Source organism: Staphylococcus taiwanensis, assembly GCA_020544305.1.
Taxonomy (GTDB): Bacteria; Bacillota; Bacilli; order Staphylococcales; family Staphylococcaceae; genus Staphylococcus; species Staphylococcus taiwanensis.
This window is the reverse complement of sequence record CP058667.1, coordinates 503,422-522,841: the sequence shown is the minus strand read 5'-3', so window position 1 is coordinate 522,841 and position 19,420 is coordinate 503,422. Positions and strand designations below refer to the sequence as shown.

The following is a 19,420-nucleotide window of genomic DNA, read 5'->3' as shown; positions in this document are numbered from 1 at the left end:
GTCCTCCCATATAGATAAATTCTATTGAAATATAAGATTCGATAGAATAATTCAATTTTCATACTATTAATTTTGCAATTTTTAAAATTAATTTCTATTTCAGTCAATTTATATTAATATTTATACCCTTTGATACTCCTTTAAAACTAAAAACGCTACATGCTAGTGCCCAATACTTATTGAAATAAACTCTAGTTTAATTTTTATACGTATTTTACATATTAAATGTAAATATAGGTTTATTTATGTATTTATTTATTTTATAATTATATATTATACATTTATGACTTTTTTCATATTGTATTCATGTTAGGGGAGAAGAATCTTGAATGATAAAGACTTGAGGGTAATCAAAACTAAAAAAGCGTTAACAGAGAATTTATATGCTTTACTTGAACAAGAAATGTTTTCATCCATTTCTGTAAATAAGATTTGCAAAAACGCTAATATTCATCGTACAACATTTTACAAACATTTCTATGATAAATACGAATTATTAACTTACCTTTTGCAATTAGCGCATGATGACTATTTTTCTACTGATATCAAAGAACGTTTAAATAATCCTTTTCAATCTTTATCTAATTCATTCAACAAAGAGGAAATTTCACGCATTGAGGTACAACAACATGGTGATAAAGAATTTGAAGATGTTCGTAACAACTATTTAATTAATATAATGCAAAATGATTTCAAAGATAATATGCACCGTATCGTTGTAGATAGTATGGTACCAAAGAGCTTAGTATTTTATGCATTCGGTTCTATCTTAAATGCATTTATTGAATGGAAGAAAAATGAAAATGTAGACATTAACCCTAAACAAATGGATCAAATATTTCATAAATTAATCAATGTCAGTGCTAGAGATTAAATTATTCGCTATCTCAGCAAAATCACTATATAATGGCACCAAGTAATTCAATTTTTTAAAAGGGGTAAATAAAATGACAGTATTACATCCATATTTGGCATTTGATAAAGCAAAAGACGCTCTAGCCTATTACGAAGAAGTCTTTGGTGCAACACATATCAACAGATTACAAGTCGGCGAGGACCAAGCAGAAAACTTTGGTTTAACTAAAGAACAAGCTGAAGAAGCTACAATGCATGCTGAATTTGAAGTATTAGGCGTTAAAATTTTATGTTCTGATTCTTTTGGACGCGTAGATCATATTAATAATGGTATTTCATTACTTATTGATTTCGATGTAAATGATAAAGAAGATTCTGACCGCGTGCAACGTTTCTTTGATCGTATTAAAGACCATGAGTCATTAAACATTGAAATGCCACTTGAAGAACAATTCTGGGGTGGCAAAATGGGCGTATTTACGGATAAATATGGTGTTCGTTGGATGCTCAACGGACAAGATTATTCAAAAATGTAAATAATGAATTAAAAAAAGAGGTTTGGGCTAATAATCATTGTCCAAACCTCTTCTTGTATATACTCAACCTTCTATTCAATAACAAGACTATTTTTTAAGATGATTGCGTATATCAGTATGAACCTTTTTTGTAGAATCCACTGCACAATGGCACTCAGATTTACAACTACCACAATCTCCACGTTTAGCCCGTTTGAAGAATTTAACAAGCGTAAAAAGCGTATAACCAATGATGGCTATCAATAAAATTGCATTAATTATTATATACATTGTAAGACTTCCTTATATAAAAAATTTACTTATTTGGTAAAAAATCAATGTTAAACTATATGCTGTCACAATTGGATAAATGAGTCCAAACAGCGTCCATTTCCATGATGCAGTCTCTTTACGAATAGTAGCCACCGTCGAAATACATGGTACATAAAGTAAAATAAAAATCATAAATGCATATGCTGAAAGTGGTGTGAACTGCTGTTGTATAACATTAACGAGGCCATGATCACTTGAAGAATAAAGAATTGACATCGTACTTATAATAACTTCTTTTGCTAAGAAACCTGGTATCAATGTTGCACCTGCTTGCCAACTACTAAAGCCTAATGGTGCAATAATTGGCGCAATTAACTCACCCAGAATATGCATAAAGCTATGATTGATGTTTACATTGACACCATGAGGTCCAATATAACTTAATGCCCAAATAATCACTGAACCACCAAATATAAATGTGCCTGCTTTTCTAACAAAGCCTTTCGCTTTTTCCCAAGTACTTCGCCATAACGTTCTGATTGAAGGAAAACGATATGTTGGTAATTCCACAATAAATACAGCATTTTCATTTTTTAAAATAAAACGATTTAAAATGGTACTCACAATAAGTGCTACGACAATACCTAATATATATAAACTCAATACGACGAGTGATTGAGATCTTTTAAAAAATATACCAACGAATAATGCGTATACTGGTAAACGCGCTGAGCATGACATGAAAGGTGAGATTAGAATTGTAATTAATCGCTCTTTTTCATTTTCAATACTACGTGCAGCCATAATGCTTGGCACATTACAACCAAATCCGATTATCATTGGAATGAATGATTTACCGCTTAATCCTATTGATTCCATTGTCTTATCCATTAAAACTGCAATTCGAGCCATATACCCCGAATCTTCCAAAAGTGAAATGAAAAAGAATAGCACTAAGATCTGTGGAACAAAAACTAGAACTGATCCGACGCCCGCTATAATGCCATCTGTTATTAAATCTTGAAGAAAAGGAAATATATGTAAATAATTCATTACTATTTTGACCCAATCAGTCAGTTGATTACTAAAAAATTGATCCATCTGATCGGATAGTGGTGTTCCTATCCAAGTGAATGTTGTTTGGAATATTAACCACATTATGCCTAAAAAGATAGGTATACCTAAATATTTATGCATTAATATTTTATCTACTTTTTCTGTTAAAAACTGTCTTTCTTCCTGTGGATATTCAATCACATCTTTTAACAACATATTAATATATTGATTTCTAGTTTCTTCTATGCGGTCATGTACACTTAATTCAGATAAATCACTCAACTGTTGTTTTAATGGTTTCAACTTCTCTAAAATATGTGCATCCAATTCTTGATAAATTTCAATATTATCTAATAGATATTGAATAGCAATAAATCGCAATCTTTCATTAGGATAATTGGCATGTTGTTTAATAATTACACATATTTGTTTGATTGTCTCCTCAATATCTTCGCCATAATTAATTTTAAACACTTGTCTTTCATCTAATTTTAGATATTGCAACTCATTCAACAAATCATGCGTCCCTTTAGCATTTCTTGCTATGATAGGAAAAATTGGAATTTTTAATTTCTTCATTAACTTCTCATAATTAACTTTAATGCCTCTTTTAGTAGCAACATCTATCATATTTAATCCAATAATCATAGGACTATTTAACTCTAATAATTGGATGGTAAGATGCAAGTTTCTTTTTAACTGGCTAGAATCAATAATATTAATCATTCCTGAAAATGGTGTCTTCATTAAATAATCCGTTACAACACTTTCATCTTTTGAAATAGGTGATAAATCATATAAACCAGGTAAATCTATTAATTCTCCTAAATTCTCTCTCAATTTACCGATTTTTTCTCTACTGTTACACCGCTCCAATTGCCTACATATTCGTATGACCCTGTTAATGCATTAAAGAGTGATGTTTTGCCAACATTAGGATTACCCAGAATACAAAAACTATTATCCATAAGATTTACCCCTCTAGTTCAATAAGACGTGCATCACGTTGACGAATACTAAGAAATTGTCCATTTATTTCGATAACACTTGGACCACTTAAGAGACATTTTTGTTTAATTTTAATATGACTTCCTTTAGTTAAACCCAATGCTTTTAAACGATATAACATACTTTTATTAGTTATATTTATTTCTTTGATTTTATAATTTCTATTTTTAACGCCAGTTGTTAAATTTTGCATAAACTCACGCTTTCTACATTCATTTGATAATCATTATCATCAAAGTCATCTTATACCTCCCTTATCTTTTAAACAATATCTATTTGATTGAAAATTTGTCGATTTAATGAAAATAATTCTCAATATCATCATTTTAGTCAATTAAAATAAAAAAGCCATACAAGGCATGCATATTTTGCAACATGCTTTGCCTTGTATGGCTCGTGATCAAAAATTTAATTTAAAATTTTAGAACATTTCTGAAACTACTTTTTGTTCTAAGAAGTTTAATAAGTAATCAGGGCTACCTGTTTTAGCATCTGTACCTGACATTTTGAAACCACCGAATGGATGGTAGCCAACTACGGCTGCTGTACAACCACGGTTAAGATATAAGTTACCTACATCAAATTCATTTACTGCTTTAATCCAGTTTTCACGATTATTTGTGATTACTGCACCTGTTAAACCGTAATCTGTATCGTTAGCAATTTCAATTGCTTCTTCAAAGTTATCAAATTTAGTGAAACCTACGACTGGACCGAAGATTTCTTCACGCATTACTTGGTCAGATGATTTCAATCCTGAAATGATTGTTGGTTTAATGAAGTATCCAGTTGAATCGTCAGCATCACCGCCGATTTCAATTTTACCTTCTTTACCACCAATTTCGATATATTTTTTAATTTTATCGAATTGTTTTTTATTAATAACAGGACCCATAAATGTATTATCTACAGTGTTACCAACTGTTAATTCTTTTGTAAGTTCAATTGCTTTTTCTAACACTTCGTCATACACAGAACTATGAACAATCGCACGTGAACATGCTGAACATTTTTGTCCAGAGAAACCGAATGCTGACGTTACGATTGATTCTGCAGCTAAGTCTGTATCAATATTTTCATCTACGACAATCGCATCTTTACCGCCCATCTCAGCGATAACACGTTTTAAGAAAGTTTGGCCTTCTTGAACGACAGCACTGCGTTCATAAATACGTGTACCAGTTGCACGAGAACCAGTGAAAGTCACAAAGTGTGTATGCACAGAATCTACTAAGTAATCACCTATTTCTTTAGGATCACCAGGTACGAAGTTTACAACACCTTTAGGAAGACCTGCTTCTTCTAAAATTTCGATTAATTTATAAGCAGTTAATACTGTGTCTTCCGCTGGTTTTAATAATACTGTGTTACCTGCTACTACAGGAGCTAGCGTTGTTCCTGCCATAATTGCGAATGGGAAGTTCCAAGGTGGAATTGTAACACCTGTACCAATTGATTTGTAGAAGTATTTATTATGTTCACCTTCACGATCTAATACTGGTTTACCATCAGCTAAATCCATCATTGAACGTGCATAATATTCGATAAAGTCGATACCTTCTGCAGCATCACCAACTGCTTCATCCCAAGGTTTACCTGCTTCGTAAACCATTACTGCTGAGATTTCTTCTTTACGACGACGAATAATCGCAGCGACACGTAATAATAACTCCGCACGGTCTCTGTGTGACCACTTGCTCCATGCTTTGTATGCTTTATTTGAAGATTCAAAGGCTTTATCCACATCTTCTTTTGTTGCTTTAGAAACTTTAGCAATTAATTCAGATGTATTCGCCGGATTAATTGAATCGAATGTATCATCTTTAGTGATATGTTCTCCGTCAATCACGATTGGAAGTGTTTGACCTAATTCGCTTTTAACTTGTTCAAGCGTTTTTTGAAATCTTTCTACATTTTCTTGTACTGAAAAATCAATCCCAGGTTCATTCTTGAAAGGTACTACCATTCTTAATTACCCCCTATGTATTTGTGAGAATTATAAAATCAGTAAAACATTGACTTACTTAGAATGATAATTTGTATCATTAATTTTATTCTACTATGCTTCGGGTTGTTTTTGCAATCGCTTACATCTATATTATCTGAAAAGTTTTACTTTTTAATTTAACTGTATATTCAATCTAAATACGTCGTTAGCATTTTATATATTGATAAGCCTTAAATTGATTCAATAATTTTAAATACATTATTTACTCGATAAACACAAATAAACCTTTAAGTGTTTGCCTAAATCTTCATTGGCAAATGCTTAAAGGTTGGTCGTAAAATGATTAAATTTAATAATTAGGTGCATCATCTTCATTTATTTCTCTAATCACTTTGGCTGGTACACCTGCAACTAAGCTATTAGGTGGTACATCTTTAGTGACGACTGACCCTGCTGCGATAACAGAACCATCACCAATGGTTACACCAGGCGTCACTACTACATTGCCACCAAACCAAATATTACTGCCAATCGTAATAGGCTGTGCTAGTTCTAAACCTTGATTGCGTTCTTTATACGTAAGCGGATGATGTGCTGTATAGAAACCACATGATGGTCCAATAAAAACATCATCACCAATCGTAATACCTCCACCGTCCATAAAGTAGCAATTACTATTTACAAAGACATTCTTTCCTAGTTTAACATTCCATCCATAATCGGTATCAAACGGACTATTAATGGCTATATTTTCTAATTCATACCCAAATAATTCAGTTAATATTTCGGTACGTTTCTCTGCTTCGCTAGGTCTCGTTTGGTTAAAATCAAAGCATAAATCTTTAGCACGAACGCGATCTTGGCTTAATTCGTCATCGAAATTGGCGTCATACCAGACATTGGCTAACATTTTATCTTTTTCAGTCATCACTATCCCTCATTTCTATATACTATATAACTTAATTTTAAATAAAGTTAATTTTATTCGCACGAAAAAAGGTCATTCATAAATAGGCTATATATTAAAATATGCCCCCTACATAACCGACTGTCTTCGTAGGGAGCATACTATATAATCCTATTCAATTCGGTTCATTGCTACTTAATGGCAATACTTACGTTGTAATGTAGTCGCCACCATTTACATGAATAATTTGTCCTGTAATATAAGAACTATCGGCATTTGTAGCTAAAAAGACATAGGCAGGTGCAAGTTCAGCTGGTTGACCTCGTCTACCCATAGGCGTATCTCCGCCTTGGTTTTCAACTTTCTCTTCATCAAATGTGGCTGGAATGAGTGGTGTATAAATCGGACCCGGCGCTACGCCATTGACACGAATATTTTTCTCCATTAACGTTGTAGCTAATGAACGTGTAAATGATACGATGGCACCTTTCGTTGATGAATAATCGATTAAGTGTCCTGAACCACGGTAAGCTGTAACACTTGTTGTGTTGATGATTGCATCATTTTCATGTAAATATGGAACAGCCGCTTGTGACAAGAAGAACATACCAAAGATATTCGTTTCAAATGTTTCTTTAAACTGTGCTGGTGTAATGTCCATAAAACTATCCTGTGGAAATTGCACTGCACCATTATTTACTAGAATATTTAATCCACCAAAATCATTCACCACGTTTTCAACTAATTGTTTAGATTGCTCGGCATCTTTTAAATCATGTGCATAGGCTTTAGCTTCTACGCCAATGTCTTTTAAGCGATTGACAGTATCTTCAGCGTCTTCATGTTCATTATAATAACCAATAGCAACATTTGCGCCTTCTTTCGCAAATAAAATCGCAACTGAGCGGCCAATGCCAGAATCGCCTCCAGTTATTAAAGCTACTTTCCCTTTTAATTTACCTGCCGCTTTATATTCATCCAACTCTGATACAGGTTTAGGGTTCATATCCTTTTCTGTACCTGGTTGATGCGCTTGAGTATAACCTTTAATTTGTTTGTGAAATTCTAATAAATTCATTCATACTCACTCCTCTATTGTTTACTTAACCGTTCCCATTAAAGTTCATTTTGAAACAAATCATTCAGTTATTATTTGTAATTGACACATTTAAGTCTGCACTATTCAAAGTTATAAGCAATCGTTTTGATTCCATTTTTTTATACTTTTTTAATCAACATCTATTTACAACTTTAGAACCATTGAATGTCGGTACTCTAGACGCATGATATTTCACTATAAACACTTTATAATTGAATTAAATTCCCAATATTTATAGCCCAAACGACATTCGCGAGAAAACATAGATAAAGGAGTGCAATTTTAAATGAGAGGTATTATAAAAGGTATTATCACTTTACTCATTATTCTTGGCATCGTTAAAACTGTCCAAGATCACGATATTATAAATGAAGCAAACAACTACTATAATCAAGCCAAAAGCGGTGAGCTTGTTCAAACGATAAGTAATCATGAATTTAATAATTTTAAAGATTTGAATTTAGAGCACTTCAAACCTTCAGACTTTTTTTAATTAAGTCATTCACATTCTTTTATATCAAAAGTTTATAAATTTGATAGTTATTAAGTATCTAGAAAACAATAGGAACAAGACAGCATTCATCTCGAATTCGTTGTCTTGTTCCTTTTTTAATTTCACTTATTTGTGTTTATACGTACCTCTTTTCAAAATAAAAACATAATCATTGACTCCAATACCCTAAGGGGGTATATTGATAATGAAATGTATCGGAGGTGTAATGATGAGTGAGCGACGTAAAACAACTTTAGACATTACTGGTATGACTTGTGCGGCTTGTTCTAATCGTATTGAGAAACGATTAAATAAGATGGACGATGTAACGGCTCAAGTCAATTTAACGACTGAAAAAGCAAATATTGAATATGATGCTAATGAGCATTCCGTAAGTGACTTCGTCAATACAGTTCAAAAATTAGGCTACGACGTCGCAACGGATAAAACTGAACTAGACATTACTGGCATGACTTGTGCAGCTTGTTCTAATCGTATTGAAAAAGTGCTTAATAAAACGGCTGGCGTCAAACAAGCTTCAGTTAACTTAACTACTGAACAAGCATCTATCGACTATTATCCTAGTCAAACCAATATTGATACGCTCATCGAACGTATTAGAAAGTTAGGTTACGATGCCCAACCAAAACAAACTGAAGCTGAACAAGCCTCACGTAAAGAATTAGAATTAAAACACAAACGAAATAAATTAATTGTTTCTGCTATATTAGCATTACCATTGCTTATGACCATGTTTGTTCATCTTTTTAATATGCACTTACCAGACATATTGATGAATCCGTGGTTTCAATTTGTACTTGCCACACCTATCCAATTTATCATTGGTTGGCAATTCTATGTAGGTGCCTATAAGAATTTACGTAATGGTGGTGCCAATATGGACGTCCTCGTTGCTTTAGGTACGAGTGCAGCGTATTTCTATAGTATTTATGAAATGGTTAAATGGCTTATGGGTACTACTCATATGCCACATCTTTATTTTGAAACAAGTGCTGTATTAATTACGTTAATTCTTTTCGGAAAATATTTAGAAGCACGTGCAAAATCACAAACTACCAATGCACTAAGTGAATTGCTCAATTTACAAGCTAAAGAAGCACGTATTATAGCTGAAGATGGTAGCCAACAGATGATTCCATTAAATCAAGTTAACGTTGGTGATACTTTATTAGTTAAACCAGGCGAAAAAATTCCCGTTGACGGTCAAATTATTAAAGGCGAAACTGCAGTAGATGAATCTATGTTAACAGGTGAATCAATGCCAGTTGATAAACAAATGGACGATAATGTTATTGGTTCAACGATGAATACAAATGGTGCCATCACTGTCAAAGCTACAAAAGTAGGGAAAGACACTGCTCTATCAAATATTATTAAAGTGGTAGAAGAAGCACAAAGCTCTAAAGCACCTATTCAACGTTTAGCAGATATAATCTCAGGCTATTTTGTACCCATTGTCATTGGCATCGCATTGTTAACGTTCCTCATATGGATTATATTCGTACATCCTGGACAATTTGAAGATGCGTTGATTGCTTCTATTTCTGTACTTGTCATCGCTTGCCCATGTGCGCTTGGTCTTGCTACACCAACGTCTATAATGGTAGGTACAGGACGCGCTGCTGAACATGGTATTTTATTTAAAGGTGGCGAATATGTGGAACGTACACATCAAGTTGACACTGTTGTATTTGATAAAACAGGTACGTTAACACATGGCAAACCTGAGGTAACTTATTTTCAAGGAGAAAAAGACATGCTAGCCTTCGTCGCGTCTGCTGAAAATAACTCAGAGCATCCTTTAGCAATGGCAATCGTCAATTATGCTAAAGATCAAGGCGTTGATTTCGTAGATGTAACGAACTATCAAACGATGCCTGGTCATGGCATTCAAGCAACAATTCATCACCAAACATTGTTAGTTGGTAATCAACAATTAATGCTTAATAATGATATACCTATCGATAACATTCAATCGCAAAAAGAGCATATGGAAAGCAATGGCCATACAGTAATGTTAATTGCTTATAATGGCCAATTAAAAGGTATGGTAGCTGTAGCAGATACTGTTAAAGCGTCTGCGAGAGAAGCCATCCAAACGTTAGGACATATGAATATTCGTACCGTGATGTTAACGGGTGATAATCAACGCACCGCTCAAGCGATTGCTCAAGAAGTCGGCATTGATCAAGTCATTGCTAACGTCTTACCTGAAGACAAAGCACAACATATTGCACACTTGCAAGAAAATGGTCATAAAGTTGCCATGGTTGGCGATGGTATCAATGATGCACCTGCACTAGTCAAAGCAGATATCGGCATCGCTATGGGTACTGGTACAGAAGTCGCTATTGAAGCAGCTGATATTACCATTCTTGGTGGCGATATCAATTTAATTCCAAAAGCAATCCATGCAAGTAATAAAACGATTCGCAACATTAAGCAGAATTTATTCTGGGCATTCGGTTATAATGTTGCAGGCATTCCGATTGCAGCAATGGGCTTATTAGCACCGTGGATCGCAGGTGCTGCGATGGCTTTAAGTTCCGTCAGCGTAGTAAGTAATGCGTTACGTTTAAAACGCATGAAATTGTAGAATTTAGTTTAATAATTTTAAAAAAAGAGTAGAATATGGGTATATAACTAATGAGGTACTTCGGAGGTGACAATGATGATTAATGAAGTAATTAACGTAGAAGGTATGAGCTGCGATCATTGCAGAAATGCTGTTGAATCAGCATTAGCTAAATTAAATGGCGTAACTTCAGCAGAAGTAGATTTAGATAAAAAACAAGTTAGAGTTGATTATGATGAAAATAGAGTTTCTTTAGAACAAATGAAAGAAGCCATTGAAGATCAAGGCTACGATGTAAAATAAGGTCTGGACTAATGAGGTTTGGATTTGGACGAAACCGAAAAGTGAGCAAAACTGCTTTTCAAGTTTTGACGAACTTTGAGTGCTTTCGACAAAAATCCTGCATTAGGTAAGCCGTCAATAAGGTCTGAACTAATGCGGTTTGGATTTGGGCGAAACCGAAAAGTGAGCAAAACTGCTTTTCAAGTTTTGACGAACTTTGAGTGCTTTCGACAAAAATCCTGCATTAGGTAAGCCGTCAATAAGGTCTGGACTAATGCGGTTTGGATTTGGACGAAAATGAATGGAGTGGAAGTAGGATGATGAATTCTATATGAGTTCAGTCCCACTTCCACTCTATTTTTTAATTTACTCTTAATTGAGTCGTTCCAGTCTCAAGCACTTCAATCGTTGCATCTAAAGCATCGACAATTAAATTTTTCACAGCTGCATCAGTATAAAAAGCAATATGTGGCGTTAACCATATATCCTCACGTGCAATTAACTCATCTAATAAATCATCATTTAATGCTTTGCCTCTGTAATCTCCTGGGAATAATCCTCGTTCATATTCATACGTATCGAGTGCTGCGCCTTTGATATGTCCATTATCAATGGCTGCGAGTAACGCTTTTGTATCAACAATAGATCCTCTCGCTGCGTTGACAAATACTGCATCCTTTTTAAATTGTGCAAACATCGTTTCATCAAATAAATGTGGATTATATTTTGTAGCTGGAATATGTACTGAAACAATATCCGCTTCAGCTAATGCTTCAGTAATGGTATCTTTATAGTCCACGTATTTTGCTACATTTTCATTAGGAAAAGGATCATAGGCTACTACTTTACTATCATAACCTTTAGCAAATATCTTAGCCGTTATAGAACCAATGCGTCCTGTGCCAATCACAACAACGGTTAAATCACTAATCGAACGTGAAAGAATTGACGGTTCCCATCGAAAATCATAGTCATGGAGTTTACGTTGAATATCATTTTGATTTCTTACAATATTAATGGCTTGTGTAACTGCAAACTCTGCAATTGAACTTGGTGAATATGACGGAACATTAGATATGATGATGTCATATTTCGTAGCAAGGTCTAAATCATACGTATCAAACCCCGCACTGCGTTGGGCAATTTGTTTAATCCCAAAGCGTTGTAACGTCGCAAATACCTCTTCTGAAATTGGATGTTGTTGCGATAAAGATAAACCATCAAATCCTTGTACACTGTCAACATTATCTTCTGTTAAGATGTCTTTATTTAATTCTACTTCTACATGATGTGTCTCCGCCCATTCTTCAATATATGGAATATCTTCATCTCTTACACTCATAATTTTGATTTTAGTCATAACTTATCATCCTTTCTCATGTTGCCTTTTTATTGCTCATTATATAAATATGATAGTGAGGCTAATCGTTTAGCCGCTTCTGCCAATTGTTCATCATCTAATGCGAGCGAAATGCGTACATAATGACGGCCATTTTCACCGAATGGTATACCTGGTGCAACTAATATCGATTGTTCTTTTAATAAGTATTGTTCAAATTGCTCGCTATCATAACCTGGTGGCGTTTGGAGCCATGAGTAAATACCACCTTTAGAATGCACAAATGGTAGCTTGGCTTCGCTTAAACGTTGTTCAAACGTATCTCGTCTACGTTTAAAAGTAACGTTCTGCTGCTCTAAGAAGTCATCATAATGGTTTAAGGCGTATGTGGCAGCATCTTGTAAAGCACCAAACATACCTGCGTTCGTATGTGTTTGATACTTTTTCAAAGCTTGAATCATCTCTTTGTTGCCTACCGCAAATCCCACGCGAAATCCTGACATATTATAACCTTTAGATAATGAAAAGATTTCAATCGCGACGTCTTTGCCATGTTCAGAAGCTAAAATACTTGGATTTTTGGCATCAAAGCCAAAGGCACTATATGCAAAGTCATGTACAATTTTGGTCTTAGTATTCCTAAATTTCTCAATTGCCTCATCAAATACTGCTTGTGTTGCAGTTGAACCGGTTGGATTATTAGGGTAAGTTAAATAAACTAATGCTGTATTTTCAAGTATATCTTGATCTAATTGATTCCACTCAGGTAAATAATCCGGAGGCGCTAAGTTAAGTGGTATTGGATGTGCATCTGCCAACATGACCCCAGCTAGATAGTCTGTATAACCAGGATCAGGTAATAATACATTCTCTCCTGGATTGACAACGCATGTCGGTAATGCGACTAAGCCATTCTTAGTTCCATAGAGGATACATACTTCTTCATCTTTATCTAACGTCACACCATATTGACGTTGATAAAAATTGACAATGGCTTCTTTAAAGGATTCTTTTCCATGGAACGCACCATATTTCTGATTCTCTGGAATACGGATCGCTTCTGCAAAATGATCAACAATACCTTTAGGTGTTTCGCCATCAGGTATACCTACTGCCATATTAATAAGTGGTAATGGACCGTGCTCGACTTTACGTCCCATTGTTTTACCAAAATAACTATCTGGAATCGCTTCTAATCGTTTTGAAATTGACATGCTTTACCTCCTTAAAATTTAAAAAAGCTATACACCACTTTCTCATAAAAGTGACATATAGCTTAGCTATGTATATGACACTTATCTTTGAGGTACAACCTCTTTGGAATTAGCACAGTGCTTTTATCTTTTAAGTCTGTTGCTGAAGTTTCATCGGGCCAAATCCCTTCACTTCTCTAGATAAGTCTATCGAATTAATATTCATTGTATCAGTTCGACAATTATTGTCAATATTTAAAATTTTCTGATATATGTATAATCGTAGAGATTACACCCTACGATTAATATCTTCTAGCATTGCTTCTGCAGTAATCTTGGCACTTGTTAAGACAATCGGAACGCCTGCCCCTGGGTGTGTGCTTGCCCCTGCAAAATATAAATCTTTATATTCTTTTGAAACATTTGCTGGTCGATAATAATTACTTTGTGACAGTGTTGGCATTAAACCAAAGGCAGTACCAAATTTCGCATTATAGCGGCTTTCAAAGTCTAGCGGTGTAAAGATTGTCTCTGATACAACATCTTTTCTCACATCTTTGAGTGCCTCAATAGTCTCAATCTTGCTATATACAATGTCTTTAGCTTGTTCAATCGTTGCTGGATTCGTCCAATCAATGTCGCCCGTTTTCAATTCAGGTACTGGCATAAGCACGTACATCCCTACCTGTCCTTTAGGTGCTAATGCTTCATCTTCTACCGCAGGGAAATAAAGATATAATGAAGGATCATGTGGCATTTTACCACCAAAAATATCATCTATATTACCTCTAAAGTCTTCAGCAAAGACGACATTATGTACATGTACTTTATCACGTAATTCTCTATCAATGCCTGCATAAATTAAGAATGCAGAACATGAATAATCCATATTATCTACCTTTTCAGGAGGATATTGTTTTAAAGGTGAGTGAGCTGGCATTAGATGTTGTGCCACATATGGAAAATCAGCTGTACATAATACTTTATCAAAGCGGTGAATATTATCATTAACACGCAATCCATCAGCACGTTTGAATTTAGGATCGATGATAATTTCTTGAACATCTGCATTTAACTGCACTTTAACACCTAAATCTTGACCCAGTTTAAGTAAACCTTGCGCAAATCCATACATACCGCCTTTAATATAATGAACACCATGTACCATCTCAATCATTGGAATAATTGAGTAAATGGATGGACCTTGCTTAGGATCAATACCGATATACAACGTTTGGAATGCAAGCAGTTTACGAATCTTTTCATTTTCAATGTAATTATCAATCAGCTGATTCGCTTTATTAAATGTCTTTAATTTTAGCCCTCGATATAAAGTAAGCGGATTATAGAATTCACTTGGTTTACGAAATGTGCGTTCTAAAAAATACTTACGTGCGACTTCATATCGTTTATACACATCCGTTAAGAATTGCATAAATCCTTGTGTCGAACCTGGCTCAATTGCTTCTAACGTTTGACTTAATTGTGCCAAGTCAGTCGATACACTTACTTTATCTTTATCTGAGAAATAAATATCAAAGATATGTGTGAGCGGTCTCATATCAATATAATCTTCGTAATGCTTACCACTTTCTTCAAACACTGCTTTATACACATCTGGTACCATAGCAATGGTTGGACCCATATCAAAGGTGAATCCATCCTTTTTAAATTGACTCATACGTCCGCCAACTTGTTCATTTTTTTTGAAGATTGTTACTTGATGACCTTGAGAAGCTAACCTTGCAGCCGCTGCTAAACCAGTCACACCTGCACCCACTACAGCTATTTCCATATATGACCCACCTATGATTTATATTTTTTCTTTAATTTGCGGTTGATTTTATGTTTCTTCCATTTTGAGACATATACACGCTCGTTTAGTGTATAATTCGCTTTTCGCACTTCTGTCAAAATGCCTCGATATACTTGAGCTGCTAATTCAATAATCATGCGTGATTCTTCATTATAGACATACAAATGGTTAAGTACCTCATCATAATCATTGTCAGCTAACGTAGCATAGTATTCCCATATTTTAATATAATTATCAGAAGGCTTATCTCTTTGAACTTCTTCTTCAATCGATACATCGAACTCATTTAAACGTTCAATACTAAAGTAAATACGTCCATTATGATAATCTTCACCGACATCTCTTAAAATATTTGTTAATTGCAGTGCTTCACCGAGTTGTTTACCATAGTCATAAGCTTCATCTGTAGGCGGCGTAGATAAAATAGGTATTAGTAATACACCCACTGTACCAGCAACACCATAACAGTAATCTAATAACCCACGATCTGTCTCAAACATTTCGAAATGTTGATCCGCTTCGACCGTATCAATCAAGTCGTAGAGGGCCTGATAATTCATTTGAAAATGTGTAGCAGTATCGGCAAACGCCGTCATTATACGTTCATCACTTTCAAATGTAGTAGGCAAATGGGTTTGTTGTTCTATTGACTGAACATCTCTACGAATTTTATGTAAATAGTCCACATCTTGATGAATATCGATACTGTCATCAACAATGCGACATACGGCATAAATCGCCCATACAGCTTGTCGTTGTTGCTCTGGTAGCATATCAAAGGCATATGAAAAACTTTTCGAATATTCTTTCATAATTTGATGACAATATTGATAACTTTCTTCTAATGTTCTCATGGAGAACCCCCTGTTAAACGTTAATTAATAGTATATATTCGTCCCTTCCATTTTACCTGTTTTGTAAGATGAATGTGACGAAATGAATTGATAAATATTAAAATAAATACTATAAACAAAATTGGATTAACTGTTAAATACATCAGTGAAAATCGGCCAACCCGTCGATGTAATTTTATAAATTGTAATGTGTATAATCCATATGATACACATAATCGTCTCGTTGACAATGATTTCACTTTTAAACTCGTGATGATTGCAATGGTTGAAGTGACAATACCTAACATCCATATAATAATAAGCATCATAATACGACTTTGCGTTTCAGTAGCTCCTACCGCTAAATGCTTAGTCCAGCCTTCAATGAAAGATTTTGGTCCTTCTTCATACATTCTAAAGCCTACATAACCTTGACCTTCATATCTTGTGACTGGCAATTGATGTTGATGAAACGCTTGTCCTAGGGCAAAACCTTCAATAATATGTGCTTGAGCATTAAGATGCCCTTGCGTGATAGTATAATCGGTTTGGTTCATAACAGTAACCGGACCAAACGCTAATGTTTGTGACGCTTTACACGCGACCGATGAAAATGTATTCATCCCTACAATGGTCATTAAATTAAATAAAGCTGACATTTGTTCATATGGTTTATGTACAATGTGATATGGTTGAACACTAAGTAACCCTCGATATTGTTGTTCAGCATAGGTTTGTATGATTGCTTCAAGTGCATAGTGACTTAATAATTCTACATCCGCATCCATAAATATCAATATGTCTGAAGTAGTGTACTTTACACCTTGATAACAGGCATACGATTTGCCATACCATTTCTCACCTTTTTTATTAGAAGGTACACGGTATACTTGAGCACCAAATTGTTGTGCAATTTTTGCAGTTTCATCTTGTGAATCATCATCCATAACGATGACTTCTGCTTGTACTGTTTGCTTAGTTAAGCTTTGTAACAATCTATGTATCCGCTGTGCCTCATCTCGAGCAGGAATAATCACACTAACGGCCTGTGATTTACTTTTTATTTTATCCTTTTGAAAATGTAACAAATGACGTCTATTATACATCAAATAGCCACTTAAACATGAAACGCCTATCGCACCATGTAGCAGTGCTTCTAATTTTCTCATAAGCGACTCACCCCTAGACCACTAATCCTTATTATTATTTTGTTCAAGACTATTTATTTTATCTGCTACTTGTTGACCACTGAGCGTTACCATTGGCATGCCACCTCCAGGATTTACAGACCCACCAACAAAAAATAAATTTTTGAAATACTGACTTTGTTTTGGAAATTTGAAGCCTTTATTCTTCTTTCTATCAGCTACAACACCGTATATTGCACCTTTATTCGAACTATACTCATTTTCAATATCATGTGGCGTCCAGACATCTTCATAAACGATATGATGGCGCAAATCACTAAGGCCCATATATTCCAACTTATTTAAGACACGTTCGCGAAATTCTTTATATTGCATTTCTGTAAATGGTTGCTCCTGAATATATGGAATATGTGGTAATATTTTCAAATTCTCATGCCCGGATGGTGCTTGCGTTTTATCCGTTTTATTCGTATTCACTAAATAAATAGTTGGATCTTGAGGTAATATTTTATCATGAAAGACTTCATGGTAATTTCGCTTAGAATCACTAGAGAAGAAGAAATTATGATGCGCAAGTTGAGGATACGCTTTATCAACACCTAAGTGCATGACATAACCTGAACTAGCCGGTTCGTACTTTTTCTCTAATTGTGCTAATTTTTTCTCGGAAAAATGGAGCAAGTCTCGATACGTAGGTATCACTTCTCTATTTGAAACAATATAGTCCGCTTCAACATGAGCGCCATCATTTAATCTCACACCTATAACTTGATTGAAATACGTATCAATGCTTTTAACATCAGTATTAAAATGTATCTCAACACCCTCTTCTCGTGCTAAACGTTCTAATGCTTCTGCAAGTAAATGAATACCACCTTTAACGTACCATAATCCTTGTTCATGTTGCATATGAATTAACATTGTTAATACGGCCGGTGCATCATAAGAAGATGAGCCTACATATTTGATAAAATAACCTAACATATCTCGTAACGTTTGTTTTTTGACGTAACGATTAATCGCTTGTTGCATAGTTGAAAAGTAATCTACACCTTTTAGTGAACGAAATGGACCTTGATATTTAATAACCTCAGATACTGTATCAAGTCCTAGCGCAAAATAGCCTTTTTCAGTGAAACGATGAATATGCGCTGCATAATCTAAAAATTGTTGTATTTGATTGATATCCTCTTCCATTAAATTAGTGTTGTTCGAAAGCATTTGACCTAAATCTTCATATAAGTCTATGACTTCACCGTTTGTAAAAAAACTACGCCATTGCAATGGCAAACGTTCAATTGATACATAATCTGACATGTTTTTATTGCTGTAATGGAATAATTTTTCAAAAATGTAAGGCATCGTGAGTATAGAGGGACCTAAATCAAAACCGAATCCACATTCTTCAAGGCGATTGACCTTTCCACCAATATGACTATTTTTCTCATACAGTTTAACGTTATAACCACTTTGTGCTAGACGAATAGCAGCTGAAATACCACCTAATCCGCCACCAATAACAACGATATTTTTATTAGTCAGAGTGCTCGCCTCGTTTCTTTCTTAACATATAATACTTTTCTAATCTCGGACGATTATAGCGTTGTGCTATTATGATTGGTCCATTAGATAAAACGACATAACATAAATTAATAACTTTAATATAGCGTGGTGCCTTAATAAAGACACCGATTGGTAACATTGAAACCCAATGCATACATCCTGCACGTCGCATTTCTACAATCATATGATGTATATCTTTCATTTTAAATGAAGTTAAGTGCTTTTTATTATAAATATTAGGATTCAAACGACTACCTTCAGGAATATATTTTTTCCATTTATTAATATGACATATCTTATTCCATATGGTCCCGTTCTTTTCCCAAGCATACGTTTTAAATAGAAAGTGATATTCACTAAATAACGTGGCTGGAATTTTATTGAAAAAATGGGCTAAAGTTAATTGTGTCAAAGACCAAAATAGGCTATGAAATAAACTTAACTTTAATATTTTATTAACCATATAACGACAGCACTTCCATAATAATAGTATTTC

The 19,420-nt window shown here is 34.4% G+C and carries 17 protein-coding genes, 1 pseudogene and 1 riboswitch; of the genes and pseudogenes, 5 read left to right on the top strand and 13 right to left on the bottom strand.

All coding sequences use genetic code 11. The features are described from left to right. Positions 1-325 precede the first annotated feature (325 nt). Both HYI43_02360 and HYI43_02355 read left to right on the top strand, forming a co-directional pair. Positions 326-874, top strand: a complete 549-nt coding sequence (locus tag HYI43_02360) for a TetR family transcriptional regulator (protein UDI77445.1) — start codon at positions 326-328, stop codon at positions 872-874. 73 nt (positions 875-947) lie between these two features. Further along, positions 948-1,391, top strand: a complete 444-nt coding sequence (locus HYI43_02355) for a glyoxalase/bleomycin resistance/extradiol dioxygenase family protein (GenBank protein ID UDI77444.1) — start codon at positions 948-950, stop codon at positions 1,389-1,391. Positions 1,392-1,478: 87 nt separating this feature from the next. Here the strand turns inward: HYI43_02355 and HYI43_02350 are convergent, their stop codons facing one another. From HYI43_02350 to HYI43_02325, 6 genes and pseudogenes are all read right to left on the bottom strand, one after another. Beyond that, positions 1,479-1,661 carry a FeoB-associated Cys-rich membrane protein gene (locus HYI43_02350; GenBank protein UDI77443.1) on the bottom strand — a complete coding sequence of 61 codons (183 nt, stop codon included), beginning with the start codon at positions 1,659-1,661 and terminating at the stop codon, positions 1,479-1,481. A 12-nt stretch (positions 1,662-1,673) separates the two neighbouring features. Then, positions 1,674-3,667: pseudogene (feoB, locus tag HYI43_02345) on the bottom strand (ferrous iron transport protein B). 5 nt (positions 3,668-3,672) lie between these two features. After that, complete coding sequence (locus tag HYI43_02340) at positions 3,673-3,900, bottom strand: ferrous iron transport protein A (protein ID UDI77442.1); 228 nt, start codon at positions 3,898-3,900, stop codon at positions 3,673-3,675. A 228-nt stretch (positions 3,901-4,128) separates the two neighbouring features. Beyond that, entirely contained in the window at positions 4,129-5,673 is a 1,545-nt protein-coding gene (pruA, locus tag HYI43_02335) for an L-glutamate gamma-semialdehyde dehydrogenase (protein ID UDI77441.1), read from the bottom strand. A gap of 331 nt (positions 5,674-6,004) precedes the next feature. Continuing rightward, on the bottom strand, positions 6,005-6,583 hold the full coding sequence (locus tag HYI43_02330; GenBank protein ID UDI77440.1) for a sugar O-acetyltransferase: 579 nt from the start codon (positions 6,581-6,583) through the stop codon (positions 6,005-6,007). Positions 6,584-6,770: 187 nt separating this feature from the next. Continuing rightward, the gene (locus HYI43_02325) at positions 6,771-7,640 is read right to left on the bottom strand and encodes an SDR family oxidoreductase (protein UDI77439.1); all 870 of its coding nucleotides are present in this window, start codon (positions 7,638-7,640) and stop codon (positions 6,771-6,773) included. A 307-nt stretch (positions 7,641-7,947) separates the two neighbouring features. On the opposite strand from HYI43_02325, the gene HYI43_02320 reads away from it, so the two are divergent. From HYI43_02320 to copZ, 3 genes are all read left to right on the top strand, one after another. Next, entirely contained in the window at positions 7,948-8,154 is a 207-nt protein-coding gene (locus HYI43_02320) for a hypothetical protein (GenBank protein UDI77438.1), read from the top strand. A gap of 229 nt (positions 8,155-8,383) precedes the next feature. Then, a complete protein-coding gene (locus tag HYI43_02315) occupies positions 8,384-10,771 on the top strand; it encodes a copper-translocating P-type ATPase (protein ID UDI79255.1) in 2,388 nt (795 codons plus the stop codon). Between the two features lie 75 nt (positions 10,772-10,846). Then, positions 10,847-11,053 (top strand): copper chaperone CopZ, encoded by a 207-nt coding sequence (gene copZ / locus HYI43_02310; GenBank protein UDI77437.1) that lies wholly within the window; start codon positions 10,847-10,849, stop codon positions 11,051-11,053. A gap of 340 nt (positions 11,054-11,393) precedes the next feature. Here the strand turns inward: copZ and HYI43_02305 are convergent, their stop codons facing one another. From HYI43_02305 to HYI43_02275, 7 genes are all read right to left on the bottom strand, one after another. Further along, a complete protein-coding gene (locus HYI43_02305; protein ID UDI77436.1) occupies positions 11,394-12,392 on the bottom strand; it encodes a D-lactate dehydrogenase in 999 nt (332 codons plus the stop codon). Positions 12,393-12,421: 29 nt separating this feature from the next. Next, positions 12,422-13,585: an aminotransferase class I/II-fold pyridoxal phosphate-dependent enzyme gene (locus HYI43_02300; GenBank protein UDI77435.1), complete on the bottom strand. Its 1,164-nt coding sequence runs from the start codon at positions 13,583-13,585 to the stop codon at positions 12,422-12,424. 78 nt (positions 13,586-13,663) lie between these two features. Next, positions 13,664-13,772: riboswitch (SAM riboswitch) on the bottom strand. An 81-nt stretch (positions 13,773-13,853) separates the two neighbouring features. Further along, complete coding sequence (gene crtI / locus HYI43_02295) at positions 13,854-15,359, bottom strand: phytoene desaturase (GenBank protein ID UDI77434.1); 1,506 nt, start codon at positions 15,357-15,359, stop codon at positions 13,854-13,856. Between the two features lie 11 nt (positions 15,360-15,370). Then, positions 15,371-16,234 (bottom strand): phytoene/squalene synthase family protein, encoded by an 864-nt coding sequence (locus HYI43_02290; protein ID UDI77433.1) that lies wholly within the window; start codon positions 16,232-16,234, stop codon positions 15,371-15,373. Between the two features lie 20 nt (positions 16,235-16,254). Further along, on the bottom strand, positions 16,255-17,382 hold the full coding sequence (locus HYI43_02285) for a glycosyltransferase family 2 protein (GenBank protein UDI77432.1): 1,128 nt from the start codon (positions 17,380-17,382) through the stop codon (positions 16,255-16,257). A gap of 21 nt (positions 17,383-17,403) precedes the next feature. Further along, entirely contained in the window at positions 17,404-18,903 is a 1,500-nt protein-coding gene (locus HYI43_02280; GenBank protein UDI79254.1) for an NAD(P)/FAD-dependent oxidoreductase, read from the bottom strand. Further along, a complete protein-coding gene (locus HYI43_02275) occupies positions 18,896-19,387 on the bottom strand; it encodes a glycosyl-4,4'-diaponeurosporenoate acyltransferase (GenBank protein UDI77431.1) in 492 nt (163 codons plus the stop codon). Before HYI43_02275 ends, HYI43_02280 begins: the two co-directional genes overlap by 8 nt. Positions 19,388-19,420: the final 33 nt, after the last annotated feature.